The sequence below is a fragment of the Micromonospora sp. NPDC002575 genome (genome assembly GCF_042889525.1).
GTDB classification, from domain to species: Bacteria; Actinomycetota; Actinomycetes; order Mycobacteriales; family Micromonosporaceae; genus Micromonospora; species Micromonospora carbonacea.
The window spans coordinates 196,010-210,130 of the sequence record NZ_JBIARA010000015.1 but is presented as its reverse complement, the minus strand read 5'-3'; the positions used below and the strand labels follow the sequence as shown (position 1 = coordinate 210,130).

12 protein-coding genes are annotated in these 14,121 nt (G+C 74.2%); 9 read left to right on the top strand and 3 right to left on the bottom strand.

The features are described 5' to 3' along the window. The first annotated feature begins 470 nt into the window (after positions 1-470). From fabG to ACFYWL_RS22370, 4 genes are all read left to right on the top strand, one after another. On the top strand, positions 471-1,175 hold the full coding sequence (gene fabG / locus ACFYWL_RS22385; protein WP_043967618.1) for a beta-ketoacyl-ACP reductase: 705 nt from the start codon (positions 471-473) through the stop codon (positions 1,173-1,175). Between the two features lie 69 nt (positions 1,176-1,244). Beyond that, the gene (gene fabI, locus ACFYWL_RS22380) at positions 1,245-2,012 is read left to right on the top strand and encodes an enoyl-ACP reductase FabI (RefSeq protein WP_386975631.1); all 768 of its coding nucleotides are present in this window, start codon (positions 1,245-1,247) and stop codon (positions 2,010-2,012) included. Positions 2,013-2,120: 108 nt separating this feature from the next. Further along, positions 2,121-3,149, top strand: a complete 1,029-nt coding sequence (locus ACFYWL_RS22375; protein WP_386975629.1) for a ferrochelatase — start codon at positions 2,121-2,123, stop codon at positions 3,147-3,149. 52 nt (positions 3,150-3,201) lie between these two features. Then, complete coding sequence (locus tag ACFYWL_RS22370; RefSeq protein WP_386975627.1) at positions 3,202-3,981, top strand: HAD-IIA family hydrolase; 780 nt, start codon at positions 3,202-3,204, stop codon at positions 3,979-3,981. Between the two features lie 54 nt (positions 3,982-4,035). Here the strand turns inward: ACFYWL_RS22370 and ACFYWL_RS22365 are convergent, their stop codons facing one another. Then, positions 4,036-4,830, bottom strand: coding sequence for a hypothetical protein (locus ACFYWL_RS22365; protein WP_386975625.1), 795 nt, complete (start codon positions 4,828-4,830; stop codon positions 4,036-4,038). Positions 4,831-5,039: 209 nt separating this feature from the next. On the opposite strand from ACFYWL_RS22365, the gene ACFYWL_RS22360 reads away from it, so the two are divergent. Continuing rightward, positions 5,040-5,855: a DUF3097 domain-containing protein gene (locus tag ACFYWL_RS22360; protein ID WP_386975623.1), complete on the top strand. Its 816-nt coding sequence runs from the start codon at positions 5,040-5,042 to the stop codon at positions 5,853-5,855. Between the two features lie 28 nt (positions 5,856-5,883). Here the strand turns inward: ACFYWL_RS22360 and ACFYWL_RS22355 are convergent, their stop codons facing one another. Next, on the bottom strand, positions 5,884-7,203 hold the full coding sequence (locus ACFYWL_RS22355) for a serine hydrolase domain-containing protein (protein ID WP_386975621.1): 1,320 nt from the start codon (positions 7,201-7,203) through the stop codon (positions 5,884-5,886). Between the two features lie 111 nt (positions 7,204-7,314). Here ACFYWL_RS22355 and ACFYWL_RS22350 point away from each other — a divergent pair, with 111 nt between their 5' ends. From ACFYWL_RS22350 to ACFYWL_RS22340, 3 genes are all read left to right on the top strand, one after another. Then, positions 7,315-7,785, top strand: a complete 471-nt coding sequence (locus ACFYWL_RS22350) for an NfeD family protein (protein WP_077939230.1) — start codon at positions 7,315-7,317, stop codon at positions 7,783-7,785. Positions 7,786-7,790: 5 nt separating this feature from the next. Further along, a complete protein-coding gene (locus ACFYWL_RS22345; protein WP_386975619.1) occupies positions 7,791-8,897 on the top strand; it encodes an SPFH domain-containing protein in 1,107 nt (368 codons plus the stop codon). A 165-nt stretch (positions 8,898-9,062) separates the two neighbouring features. Continuing rightward, positions 9,063-9,899 (top strand): hypothetical protein, encoded by an 837-nt coding sequence (locus ACFYWL_RS22340; RefSeq protein WP_386975617.1) that lies wholly within the window; start codon positions 9,063-9,065, stop codon positions 9,897-9,899. 18 nt (positions 9,900-9,917) lie between these two features. On the opposite strand, the gene ACFYWL_RS22335 is transcribed toward ACFYWL_RS22340, so the two are convergent. Next, positions 9,918-11,660: a glycoside hydrolase family 27 protein gene (locus tag ACFYWL_RS22335; RefSeq protein ID WP_386975615.1), complete on the bottom strand. Its 1,743-nt coding sequence runs from the start codon at positions 11,658-11,660 to the stop codon at positions 9,918-9,920. A gap of 237 nt (positions 11,661-11,897) precedes the next feature. Here ACFYWL_RS22335 and ACFYWL_RS22330 point away from each other — a divergent pair, with 237 nt between their 5' ends. Beyond that, entirely contained in the window at positions 11,898-14,087 is a 2,190-nt protein-coding gene (locus tag ACFYWL_RS22330; RefSeq protein WP_386975613.1) for a transglycosylase domain-containing protein, read from the top strand. The last annotated feature ends 34 nt before the right edge of the window (positions 14,088-14,121 follow it).

Below are 14,121 nucleotides of genomic sequence, written 5' to 3'. Positions count from 1 at the left end.
CCGGGTGCCCCCTCCCCGTCCCGAGCGGACGGCGCTGCCCGGTCGCCACCTTTGGCCGAGGGCCGAGGGGCGGGCGGTGCGGAAGGAGCGGAGCTGGTCAGCTCACCTGCTGAGTCGTGACTCAGCGGGGCTGACGTTCGGCCCGGCCACGACTCGGAGGATCGCTATCTCGCACAGCGATCACCTCCTGCGGTCGGCCTGGCCCGGAACGCGAGTCATCGTACATGCGGTCACGGCGCGGCCCACACTCGGCCGGACGGGCGGTGAGCCCCGCAACCCGGTGCCACGCAAGGGTTGTGGCCGTCGCGCGGCCCGCCGCTGTTAACAGGGGCACCTTTTACCGCCGAAAGCGTTAACAGGGGGCCCTTCCTTGCGCCAGGTCCGCGTGGCGCGGGGGTGCGTTAGCGCTTACCTGCCGGTAACGCCTAGGCTCCGGACCGACGTGGATCAGCTGAGCAAGAGGGGGACCCGTGGCCCGTACCGTGCTGGTGACCGGCGGCAACCGGGGGATCGGCCTGGCCATCGCGCAGGCGTTCGCCAAGCAGGGTGACCGGGTGGCGATCACGCACCGCAGCGGCGACGCGCCCGAGGGGCTGTTCGGCGTCGTCTGCGACGTGACCGACTCCGCCTCCGTCGACGCCGCCTTCACCGCCGTCGAGGCCGAGCTGGGCCCGGTGGAGGTGCTGGTTGCCAACGCCGGCATCACCGACGACACGCTGATCATGCGGATGTCGGAGGAGCAGTTCACCCGGGTGCTGGACACCAACCTCACCGGCGCGTTCCGCTGCGCCAGCCGGGCGTCCAAGAAGATGCTGCGGGCCCGGTGGGGCCGCATGATCTTCATCTCCTCGGTCGTCGGCCTCTACGGCGGCCCCGGGCAGGTCAACTACGCGGCGAGCAAGGCCGGCCTGGTCGGCGTGGCCCGCTCGATCACCCGGGAGCTGGGCGGGCGCAACATCACCGCCAACGTCGTCGCGCCCGGCTTCATCGACACCGACATGACCGCCGCCCTGCCCGAGGAGCGCCGGGCGGAGTACGTGAAGGCCATCCCGGCCGGCCGGCTCGCCGCGCCCGAGGAGGTGGCGGCGGTGGTCACCTGGCTGGCCTCGGACGCCGCCGGCTACGTCACCGGCGCCGTGATCCCGGTCGACGGCGGCCTCGGCATGGGCCACTGACCGGCCCCGCACGGGTCGTCGACGCCGCCACCGCGCCCACCGCACGAATCCCAACGGAGGAACTTGCACATGTCCGGACTGCTGGCCGGTAAGCGGCTGCTGGTCACCGGCGTCATCACCGACGCCTCGATCGCCTTCTCCGTGGCGAAGCTCGCCCAGGAGAACGGCGCGCAGGTCGTGCTCACCGGCTTCGGCCGGCTCTCCCTGGTCGAGCGGATCGCCCGGCGGCTGCCCGAGCCGGCCCCGGTGATCGAGCTGGACGTGACCAACACCGAGCACCTCGCCGGCCTGGCCGACAAGGTCCGGGAGCACGTCGACGGCCTCGACGGGGTGGTGCACTCCATCGGGTTCGCGCCGCAGAGCTGCCTCGGCGGCGGCTTCCTCGACGCACCGTGGGAGGACGTGGCCACCGCCCTGCACGTCTCGACGTACTCCTACAAGTCGCTGGCCATGGCGGCGCTGCCGCTGATGTCGCCGGGCGGCGCGGTGGTCGGGCTCACCTTCGACGCCACCAAGGCGTGGCCGGTCTACGACTGGATGGGCGTGGCCAAGGCCGGGCTGGAGTCGGCGTCGCGCTACCTGGCGCTGCACCTGGGCAAGCAGGGCATCCGCAGCAACCTGGTCGCCGCCGGGCCGCTGCGCACCATGGCCGCGAAGTCGATCCCCGGCTTCGTCCAGTTCGAGGACGCCTGGTCCGAGCGGGCGCCGCTGGGCTGGGACCTCACCGACCAGGAGCCGGCGGCGCGCGCCTGCCTGGCCCTGCTGTCGGACTGGTTCCCGGCGACCACCGGCGAGATCGTCCACGTCGACGGCGGCTACCACGCCCTCGGCGCCTGAGGCGCAAGGAAGGGCCCCCTGTTAACGCATTCTGCATAGCAGGGGCCCCTTCCTAACCGTCACCCCCCGGGAGCAGGGCCGCAGCCGGGCGCGGGGAAGAATGGCCCCATGGTGTACGACGCGCTGGTGCTGGTCTCCTTCGGCGGACCCGAGCGGCCCGAGGACGTGCTGCCCTTCCTCCAGAACGTGACGCGGGGCCGGGGCGTGCCCCCGCAGCGGCTGGCGGAGGTCGCCGAGCACTACCTGCACTTCGGCGGGGTCTCCCCGATCAACCAGCAGTGCCGGGACCTGCTCGCGGCGATCCGGGCGGACTTCGCCGAGCACCGCGTCGACCTGCCCGTCTACTGGGGCAACCGCAACTGGGACCCGATGCTCGCCGACACCGTGGCGCGGATGCGCGACGACGGCGTCACCCGGGCCCTGGCGTTCGTGACCAGCGCGTACGGCGGCTACTCGTCCTGCCGGCAATACCAGGAGGACATCGCCGCCGCCCGGGCGGCCGTCGGCCCGGATGCCCCGGTGATCGAGAAGCTGCGCCAGTTCTGGGATCATCCCGGCTTCGTCGAGCCGCACGCCGACGCGGTGCGCGCGGCGCTGGGCCAGCTCGACCCGGCGCGGCGGGCCACCACCCGGCTGGTGTTCACCGCCCACTCGATCCCCACCTCCGCGGCGGCGAACGCCGGCCCGCACGGCGGCCGGTACGAGGCGCAGCTCGCCGAGACCGCCCGCCTGGTGCACGCGTCCGCCGCGCCCGACCTGCCGTACGACCTGGTGTGGCAGAGCCGGTCGGGCCCGCCGCACGTACCGTGGCTGGAGCCGGACGTCAACGACCACCTCGCGGCCCTCGCCGAGGCCGGGACCACCGGGGTGGTGGTGAGCCCGATCGGGTTCGTCTCCGACCACCTGGAGGTGGTCTGGGACCTCGACACCGAGGCGCTGGAGACCGCCAAGCGGCTCGGTCTGGAGTTCGCCCGGGCCGGCACCCCGGGCACCGACCCGCGCTTCGTGGCGATGGTGCGCGAGCTGGTCGCCGAGCGCACGGAGCCCGGCGGCGAGCGGCTGCGCCGCCGCCTCGGCGAGCTGCCGCTGTGGGACACCTGCCCGACGGTGTGCTGCGTGCCGGCCCGCCGCCCCTGACCCCGGGTCCGCCCGGTCCTGCCCCGCCACCCGACACCCCCTGGGACGACGAATGTACGAACGCAAGCCGGTGCAGAGCTGGCTGACAGACATGGACGGCGTGCTGGTGCACGAGGGCCAGCCGGTGCCCGGCGCGCCGGAGTTCATCAACAAGCTGCGCTCCTCCGGCAAGCCGTTCCTGATCCTGACCAACAACTCGATCTACACGCCGCGCGACCTCCAGGCCCGGCTGACCCGGATGGGCTTCGAGGTGCCCGAGCACGCGCTGTGGACGGCGGCGCTGGCCACCGCCCAGTTCCTCGCCGACCAGCGGCCGGGCGGCACCGCGTACGCGATCGGGGAGGCCGGGCTGACGACGGCCCTGCACGCGGTCGGGTACGTGCTTACCGACTTCGCCCCGGACTACGTGGTGCTGGGGGAGACCCGCACGTACAGCTTCGAGGCGATCACCAAGGCGGTCCGCCTGATCAACGACGGGGCCCGGTTCATCTGCACCAACCCGGACGTGACCGGCCCGTCGGTGGAGGGGGCGCTGCCGGCGGCCGGCTCGGTCGCGGCGATGATCTCGAAGGCGACCGGGGTCGAGCCGTACTTCGTCGGCAAGCCGAACCCGATGATGATGCGGTCGGCGCTGAACACGATCAACGCGCACTCCGAGTCGACCGCGATGATCGGCGACCGGATGGACACCGACGTCCTGTGCGGCCTGGAGGCGGGGCTGGAGACGATCCTCGTGCTGACCGGGATCAGCACCCGCACGGAGGCGGAGCGGTATCCGTACCGGCCGTCGCGGATCGTCGGCTCGGTGGCGGACCTGATGGACGAGATCTGATCCCGCCCGGGCCGGTCCCCGCCCGGGTCCCGGGGCGGTCAGGGGCGGGACCGGTCAGGGGCGCAGCGGGGCGTTGCAGGCGGCGACGAGGGCCTGCCGGCAGGCCGTGGTGAGCGGGCGCAGCGCCGCGTCGCGCTGCTGGGCCTCGTGGTTGTTGACCGCCCCGCCGGGCGCGCTGTGCCCGGCCAGCGCCAGCACCCGGTCGAGCACGGCGGCGCGGGCGAACAGCCGGCGCGCCCGCGGGTCGAAGCCCGGTGGCAGGTCGGTGGTGCCGTCGGGGCGGCGCAGCGCCTCCAGCGCGCCGGCCAGCTCCGGCCGCCACTGCGCGACGTCGAGCCGGGTCAGCGCGGCGGTGGTCTCGGCGAGCGCGGTGGCCAGCTCCGCCTCCGCCTCGGCGGCCCCGGGCGAGCCGAGCGACGCGGCCGGTGCGTCGGCGGGCAGCGGGTAGCACCGCCACAGCACCGTCTCCCACGTCATCCCCGAGCCGGAGGTGTGCGTGCGGACCTCCGGGATCACCCCGATCCCCCCGGCGACGACCGCCTCGCCGGTGAGCAGCGCCGCGCCGCTGAAGTCGCCCGGCCCGGGCAGCCCCCGGGGGTCGCCGGGCACGGGCAGCACCAGCCGGATCTCGTCCGGCGAGAGCTTCGCCAGGGCGGGCAGCGCGTCGCGCAGCGGGACGTCGGTCCAGGTGCCCGGGGCGTCGGCGACGAGGTGCTCCTCGTCGCCGGCGATCTCCTCGGCGACCTCGTCGTACGGCACGAGCCCGGCGCGCCACGCGCGTACCCAGGCAACGAACCGGCTCGACCGGCGCGGCGCAACCTTGACCGCGCCCGTTGCGGGGGAGGACATGCAAGAGAGGGTACGTGGTGCGCGCCGTCCCTGTCTCGACTGCCGCTCGTCCGGCGTCGGCTGCCCCCGCCTACCCGCTACCGCCCGGCGCGTCCCGCCGCCGTCGCGTCCGTCCGGTTTCCCTGCCCACTCCTCTGCTCGGCGCACCCACTCCCATGATCGGCGCGGCTGCCGCGCCGACGGGCGGGGCGGGAGTTAGCGTGGCGGGCATGGCAGGGCGCTACGGCGAGGACGTGTTGGCGGGCGACTGGCGGCGACGCCGGGTCGTGCCCGAGGTGGACGCGGAGGCCGATCTCGTGGTCGAGGACGCCGACTCCGGGTTCTGTGGGGCGGTGGTCGGCTTCGAGTCCGGCGCGGTGGTGCTGGAGGACCGGCACGGCCGGCGGCGCAACTTCCCGCTGCTGCCGGCGGCGTTCCTCCTCGACGGCGAGCCGGTGACGCTGCGCCGCCCGGCCCGGTCGCCGGTGCCGGCCGCGCGGCGGCGCACCGCGTCGGGCTCGATCGCCGTCGACGGCGTGCGGGCGCAGGTCGCCAAGGCCAGCCGGATCTGGGTCGAGGGCGTGCACGACGCCGCCCTGGTAGAGCGGATCTGGGGCGACGACCTGCGGATCGAGGGCGTGGTGGTGGAGCCGCTGGACGGCATCGACGACCTCGACGCGCGGATCCGCGGCTTCGGGCCGGGGCCCACCCGGCGGCTCGGGGTGCTCGTCGACCACCTGGTGCCCGGCTCCAAGGAGAGCCGGATCGTGGCCGGGGTGACGTCTGCGCACGTGCTGGTCACCGGGCATCCGTACGTCGACGTGTGGCAGGCGGTGAAGCCGGCCGCGCTGGGCATCGCGGCGTGGCCGGTGGTGCCGCCGGGGCGGCCGTGGAAGGAGGGGGTCTGCGCCGCCCTCGGGGTGGCGTCGCCGGCCGACATGTGGCGGCGCGTCCTGTCCCGGGTGGACAGCTTCGCCGACGTGGAGACCCCGCTGATCAACGCGATGGAACGGCTGATCGACTTCGTCACCGAACCCTCGGCGTGAGGCCGGGTCAGGGCTCCTCGTCGGAGGGTCAGGGCTCCTCGTCGGGGGTGCGGGTCAGCAGGAACGTGGCCACGTCGAGGGCGACCGGCCGCCCCGCGCCGTCGCGGACCACGGTGAGCACCTCGCCGTCCTGCTCGCCCGAGCGGCCCCGCCAGCGGTCCGGCCCCTCCGGGGTGAACCGCAGCACCGGCTCGTTCTCCGGCGGGCTGGCCCACAGGTCGCCGGTGGCCGGGTCGGCGCGGAACTCGAACTCCCCGCCCATCCACCACCAGCGGCCGGTCAGCTCCGCCACGTCGGCCGGGGGCGGGGCGTCGGCGGGCAGCCACGCCGCGACGGGCTCGGGCAGCGCGTCGAGCACGGTGGTGAGCACCTCCCGGGCGAGCGCGCCGAGGTGGCCGACGCGCAGCCCGTACGAGTTGGCGAAGCCGACGACGGCGGTGCGGGTGGGCCGGTGCACGGCCAGCGCGGCGACGTACCCGGGCATGGAGCCGCCGTGCCCGACGTGCACCCGTTCGCCGACGCGGTACAGCTCCAGCCCGAGGCCGTGCCCGGCGGTCCAGCCCTGCGGGTCGCTCATCGTCACGGTCGTGCACATCTCGGTGAGCGTGTCCGGGCGCAGCAGCGCCGGGTCGGGGTCGGCCAGGAACGCCGCCCAGCGGCCGAGGTCGGTGACGGTGGACCAGAGCTGCCCGGCCGGCGCCATCGCCCCGGTGTCGGTGCGCGGCTCCTCGCGCAGCGTGTCGTGCCACGGGTGCACCACGTACCCCCGGGCGAACGGCTCGACGGGGTCGTAGGTGGTGCGGGTCATGCCCAGCGGCTCCAGCAGCCGCGCCCGCAGCAGGTCGCGCCAGGGCGTGCCGGTGACGGCCTCCAGCGCCCCGCCGAGCAGCCCGTACGCCAGGTTGGAGTAGTGGTAGACCCGGTGCGGCGGGTACGCGATCTTGCGCCCGTCGACCCCGGCCAGCACGGCCGCCAGGTCGCCGACGTCGACCCGTTCCCACCACGGCCCTTCGGGCTCGCGTTGCAGGCCGCTGGCGTGGCCGAGGAGCTGGCGCAGGGTGAGCTGGCCGACGCCGGTGCCCGGCAGGTGCCGCTCCAGGGGGTCGTCGAGGGAGAGCGCGCCCGCGTCGCGCTGCTGCATGATCAGCACGGCGGTCATGGTCTTGGTGATCGAGCCGAGCCGGTACTGCCGGTCGGCGTCGGGGCGGGGGCGCTCCCCGGCGGCGGCGACGTGGGTCAGCTCACCGTCGCGCACCACGCCGAGCACGAGCGAGGGGGCGCGCCCCTCGGACTGGGCGCGGGCGACCCGGGCGTCGACGCGGCGGGCGGTCTCGGGCGGCAGCGACACGGGTTCCTCCTGCTCTCGGGGTGGTTCCGCCGGCCTTCGCGGGGGCGGTCCCGCCGAGCCTACTGATCTTGCCGACGGGCCGCGCGTGCTTTGACGTGTCACCCTTGGGGGGTGGACGCGGTGTTCTGGGTCGTACTGGGTGTGGTGTTGGCGGTCGCCGAGATCTTCACGACGACGCTGTTCCTGATCATGTTCGCGGTCGGCGCGTTCGCCGCCGCGGGCGCGGCGGCCCTGGGCGCCCCGACCGCCGTGCAGGCCGTGGTCTTCGCGGTGGTCTCCGCGCTCACGGTGGCGGTGGCGCGGCCGGCGATCCGCCGGCACGCCCGCTCCACGTCCGACGGCGCCGAGCCGATCGGCCTGGCGGCGATCGAGGGCTCCACCGCGCTGGTGCTGGAACGGGTCGACGCCGAGCAGGGCCTCGTCAAGATCGACGGCGAGCTGTGGAGCGCCCGGTCGTACGACGCGACGCAGAGCTTCGACCCCGGTCGGCGGGTACGGGTGATCAAGGTCCAGGGCGCGACGGCCCTGGTGTGGGATGACGACGTTTCCACCTCGGGCGAGCTGCCCGAAGCGAGAGGGTGAAGGGTATGGAGTTTGTGTCGGTGCTGTTGATCGCCGTGGCGTTGATCGCCATGGTGACCCTGATCAAGGCGGTGCGGATCGTGCCGCAGCAGCGCCAGGACGTGGTGGAGCGGCTCGGCAGGTACAAGCGCACCCTCAACCCGGGCCTGAACCTGCTGGTGCCGTTCATCGACGCGGTGCGCACCAAGGTCGACATGCGTGAGCAGGTGGTCAGCTTCCCGCCCCAGCCGGTGATCACCTCGGACAACCTGGTGGTCTCGATCGACACGGTGCTCTACTTCAAGGTCGTCGACTCGGTCCGGGCCACGTACGAGATCTCGAACTTCCTCCAGGCCATCGAGCAGCTCACCGTCACGACGCTGCGTAACGTGATCGGCTCGCTGGACCTGGAGCGGGCGCTGACCAGCCGGGAGGAGATCAACCGGCACCTGTCGGGCGTGCTGGACGAGACGACCGGCCGGTGGGGCATCAAGGTCACCCGGGTGGAGATCAAGGCGATCGAGCCGCCGCCGAGCATCCGCGACTCGATGGAGAAGCAGATGCGCGCCGAGCGGGACCGCCGGGCGGCGATCCTGAACGCCGAGGGGCACAAGCAGTCGCAGATCCTCACGGCCGAGGGCGAGAAGCAGGCCGCCGTGCTGCGCGCCGACGGTGACCGGCAGGCCCGCATCCTGCAGGCGGAGGGCCAGGCGAAGGCGATCCGCACGGTCTTCGACGCGATCCACCAGGCCAACCCGAGCCAGAAGGTGCTCGCCTACCAATACCTCCAGGCCCTCCCGCAGATCGCCAACGGCACGGCGAACAAGGTCTGGATCGTCCCGGCGGAGCTGACCAAGGCGCTGGAGGGGATGGGCGGCGCGCTGGGCGGGCTGAGCCAGATGGTCGGCGACGCGCCGTCGCCGGAGGCCGCCGACGGGGCGAGCGCCGTGGAGCGCGAGGCCGCCGAGGCCGCGCAGGCGGCGGCGGCAGCCGCCCAGCAGATCCACGACGAGGTACGCGTCGCCGAGGCGCAGGCCACCGGCGGGAAGGCCCCCCAGGGCCTGCCGGCCCCGGAGCCGGTCTCCCCGGCGAGCCTGCTGACCGACCCGGCCGACCAGCGCGAACGGGGCTGACACCCGGCGCGGTGCGCCGCCCGCCCGCCCGGCGGACGGAAATGCGAATAATCCTCATGCGGCGCCCCGGTGCCTGACACGATCGGTCCGACAGGACGGGTCGTGACCAGGAACCGGGGCGCCGCGGCGCGTCCCGCCCCGCCGACGAGCGCAGCGAGGTGTCGCATGAAGGATCCGCTGGACAAGTTCTTCTCCCAGCCGCCGGTGCCCGGCGCGCACGACCCGGCCGGTCCGCTCGGCACCCGCCGCACCGGCGGCGGATTCGGGGTGTTGCCGTTCGTCACCGAGCCGGGCCCGGCCGCCCCCGCCACCAACGCCACCTGGGCCTGGTCGCTGCGCCGCTTCGGCCGCGCGTCGGTCTGGCTCCTGCCGGCGTACGCGCTGCTCTACGGCGCCGTCGCGATGGCCAGCGACGGCGGCGTCGGCAACGACCCGTACCCGGCCGACGGCGGGCAGCTCTACCTCGTCGGTTGGGTGGTGGCCGTCTGGCTCGGCCTGCTGGCCCTGCTGGCCCTGACCGGGCTGCTCGCCGCCACCCGCAGCCGCCGGGTGGCCGCCGCGGGCCTGCTGGCCAGCATCGCCGGCACCGTGCTCATGCTGCCCTTCGCCGGGCTGGCCGAGCAGGCCCCCGTCTTCGGCACCACCGCCCGCACGCTCGTCCTGGTCGGCGCCACCTGCTACACGGCCGGCTGGTTCCTCACCGGCTGGGCGGTGGCCCGCTCGGGCATGTTCAGCCTCGGCGACGGCACGATGATGATGATCGCCGCCCCGCTGCTCGGCATCGGCGGCGCGCTGGTCGGCTCGGTGCAGACCTTCGGGGCGATCTTCGTGCTGGTCGCGGGGATCGGCATCGGCTACCGGTCCGGCCGCCTCGTGCCCGCCGCCATCGCCCGGGACGCGGCCAGCGCCAGCGTCGCGACGGCAGCCGGGCCGGGGCTGGGGCCGGCGGGCGGCCCGGCCTCCGGGGCCGGGTCGGCCGGCGGCCCGCTCGCCGCCGGCTGACCGGCTGTCGGCGGCCGGCTAGCGCCAGCTCCACCGCTGGTTGTCGGCCGAGCCGCAGGTCCAGAGCACGATCTTCGTGCCGTTCGCGGTGGCGGCCCCCGACGCGTCGACGCACAGGCCGGACTGCGCGCCGCGGATCGTCCCGTCGGCGTTGACGGTCCACTGCTGGTTGGCCTGGCCGTTGCAGTCCCAGATCACCACCCGCGTGCCGTTGGCGGTGCCCGCGTTGTACGCGTCCAGGCACTTGTTGCCGTAGACCTTGAGCTGCCTCGTGGAGGTGTACGTCCAGGTCTGGTTGCTCGCGCCGGTGCAGTCCCAGAGCTGGGCCTGGGTGCCGTTGGCGGTGGCGAAGTTGTTGACGTCCAGGCAGCGGCCGGACTGCCTGCCGACCAGCCCCCCGGTGCGGGTGCCGCCGCCGGTGTCCTCGGTGCCGCTGACGACGAGCAGGACGGCCTCGCGGGCGGGGACGCTCACCGCGTAGCTGTTCGTCCGGGTGCCCAGGTCGGTGGCGGTCCACACGTTGCGTACGGCCGCGGTGCCGCCCAGCCCGAGGTCGGCGAAGCGGGCCGTGACGGTGGCGGCCGACCCGGTGCGGTTGAGCAGCAGGACCGCCCGCTGGCCGCTGGTGGCGAGCACCTTGCTGTAGACCTGGAGCCCGGCGGAGTCCTCGGCGACCTTGACGCCCTGCCGGCTCAGCGGGTCCTGGTCGATGGCGATGACCTCGCGGTTGCCGAGGATGGCCCGGGTCTCGGCGGACATGGTGGCCAGGTTGTTGCCGGCGAGCAGCGGGGCCCCCGAGATCGCCCACAGGCCCAGGTGGGTGCGGTTCTGTGCCGCGCTGAAGCCCGGCATGCCGGCGATCAGCATGTCCGGGTCGTTGTAGTGGCCGACGCTCTGGGCGGCGGGGTGCTGGGCGGAGTCGAAGTTGGCCAGCACGCGGTCCATGGACGGCTGCTGCCCGTAGTAGATGATGTCCCCGCTGGTGCGCCACATGGTGGACATGCCGGGCGCCCAGTCCCAGGGGCTCTGCACGCCCCAGTTGCAGACCGACAGCACCATCGGGCGGCCGGTCTGCGCGGTGGCGCGGGCGATGGCGTCGCTGATGGCCTGGTAGGTGGTCCGGGGGTTGAGCCCCTCGGCGGAGCCGCCGCACCAGTCGACCTTGACGAAGTCGAAGCCCCACTGGGAGAACGCGAGGAAGTCCTGGTCGTAGTGCCCCTCGCTGCCGGAGCCGGGGGCGGCCGGTCGGCCGGTCGGGTAGTAGTAGCCGCAGCCGTCGCGGCCGGCGTCGGTGTAGATGCCCGCCTTCAGGCCCTTGCTGTGGATGTAGTCGGCGATGGCCTTCATCCCGCCGGGCCACTCGGTGGTGTCGACGGTGATGTTGCCGGCGGCGTCCCGGGTGCCCTGCCACCAGCCCTCGTCGATGTTGACGTACTCGTAGCCGGCGTCCCTGAGCCCGCTGGAGACGAGGCTGTCGACCTGCGTCTTGATCACGTTGTAGTCGATCTTCGCGGCGAAGGTGTTCCACGACGCCCAGCCCATGGGGGGCTTGGTGACCACCTGGTTCGGGGCGGCGGCCGTCGGCGTCTCGTCCGCGGCCTCCGCCGACGTCGCGCCCGACGTCGCGCCCGCCGCCGGGGCCGCGGCGGCGGGCGCGCCCGCCCCGGCCGCGCCCGCGAGCGCCGCGACCAACGCGAGGGCCACGGCCGTCGCGCCGCGCCTGGCCGGTGCCGTGCCGGCCGGCCCTGTGGCTGCTCTCATCTGGCCTTCCCTTCCCTTCCGTTTCGGGGAGGTTGCTGCGCTCACCCGCCGGCAACCAGGCTCATTGTTAGCGCTAACATCGTCCTAAGTCAATCGATTCGGCCGTCCCCCGGATCCGGACAGGGCCGCCGACCAGGGGAGATCCACCACCAGAACGCCGCCGGCCGCCGGTGAATTTGCCGACAACTCGCCGCCGGGGGTGGCCGGATCGCGGCTTTCGTGGCAATCCTTGGCGGCATGCCGCCACCCCGGTCGCCGCTGTCGCGGCTGCTCACCGTGCTGCTCGCCGGACTGCTCGCCGGCCTCGCCCTGGCCGCCGCCGCGCTCCCGGCCAGCCTGCTGCTCGGCTACGCCGCGAAGTCGGCCGTCGGGTCCTACGCGGCGCTGCCCGAGGCGCTGCGCACCCCGACCACCCCGCAGCGGTCGTACCTGTACGCCAACGACGGCACGACGCTGATCACCACGTTCTACGACGTCAACCGCACCGACGTGCCGCTGGCCGAGATCGCCCCGGTGATGCGCGAGGCCATCGTCGCCGCCGAGGACCGGCGCTTCTACTCCCACGGCGGCACCGACCTGCGCGGCATCGCCCGCGCCCTGGTCGCCAACGTCACCGGCGGCGGCACCGAGCAGGGCGGCTCCACGCTGACCATGCAGTACGTGCGCAACGTGCTCAAGACCGACCCGAACCGCACCGCCGAGGAGCAGGCCGCGGCCACCGAGCAGACCGTCGGGCGCAAGCTCCAGGAGATCCGGTACGCCACGGCGCTGGAACAGCGGCTCAGCAAGGACGAGATCCTCAACCGCTACCTCAACATCGCGTACTTCGGCTCCGGCGCGTACGGCATCGCGGCGGCCAGCCAGCGCTACTTCGCCAAGTCCCCGGCCGAGCTGACCCTGCCCGAGGCGGCCCTGCTCGCCGGCCTGGTGCAGTCGCCCGACGCGTACAGCCCGATCGACGGCGACGCCGACGCGGCCCTGGCCCGGCGGGCGTACGTGCTCGACGCGATGGCCGCCACCGGCAAGATCACCGCCGGGCAGGCCGCCGCCGCGCAGGCCGAGGGGTTGACCCTGCACCCCACCCAGCAGCCCAACGGGTGCACCGCCGTCGCCGAGGGCCACGACGACTGGGGCTTCTTCTGCGACTACCTGCGCCAGTGGTGGCTCACCCAGCCCGCGTTCGGCGAGACCGTCGCCGAGCGGGAGCAGGCGCTGCGTCGGGGCGGCTACACCGTCGTCACCTCCCTGGACCCGAAGCTCCAGCAGACCGCGCAGGAGCAGGCCACGGCCGTCTACGGGCACGACGACAAGCGGGCCCTGCCCATCGCGGCCGTGCAGCCCGGCACCGGCCGGGTGCTGGCCATGGCGGTCAACCGGCACTACAGCCTCGACGCCAACCCCGACGGGCAGGCCAACCACCCCAACACCGTCAACCCGCTGATCTCCGGCGGCGGTGGCGTCGACGGCTACCAGGCGGGGTCGACGTTCAAGCTGTTCACCATGCTCGCCGCGCTGGAGAACGGCAGGCAGCTCGCCACCGGCTTCGACGCGCCCAGCCGGCTGCCCACCCGGTACGCCGCCGAGGGGCCGGCGAGCTGCGGCGGCAGGTGGTGCCCCGCCAACGCCAACCCGCAGTGGATGGACGGCTACCGCACCATGTGGGACGGCTTCGGCCGCTCCGTGAACACGTACTTCGTGTGGCTGTCGGAGCAGGTCGGCCCGGCGAAGGTGGTGGAGATGGCCCAGCGCCTCGGCATCACCTTCCGCGCCGAGGCCGACGCCGCCTTCGCCCGCGACAACGCCGCCAACTGGGGGGCGTTCACCCTCGGCGTGGCCGCCACCACCCCCCTCGACCTCGCCAACGCCTACGCCACAGTCGCCGCCGAGGGGACGTACTGCACGCCGTTGCCCGTGGTGTCGGTGACCGCCGCCGACGGCGACCGGGTCGACGTGGGCGAGCCGTCCTGCCGCCGGGTGCTCGACGCCGACGTGGCCCGCGCGGCCACCGACGCGGCCCGCTGCCCCGTCGGCCAGCAGACCACCTACGGCCAGTGCGACGGCGGCACCGCCACCGCCGTGGACACGATCGTCGGGCGTCCCGTCGCCGGCAAGACCGGCAGCTCGGAGCAGGCCGCCACGGAGACGTTCGTCGGCTTCACCCCGCAGGTCGCCGTCGCCGGCATCGCCGCCAACCCCGACGACCCGGGCGACGCGGTCGGCTCGGCCGTGCAGGCGAAGGTCATCGCCGCGGTGGCCCGCACGATCCGCGCCGCCGTGGACGGCCAGCCGGTGCGCGACTTCACCCCGCCCAGCCGGGAGCTGGCCGGCGAGGTGCGCCGCCCGGCCCCGCAGCCGACGACCACCCCCCGCCAGCCGGAGACCCTGTCGCCGGACGTGCTGCGCTGGCTCAACCGCGGCCCTGGCTGAGGCGCCCGCCCCGGGCTGACCGCCCGCCGACGGG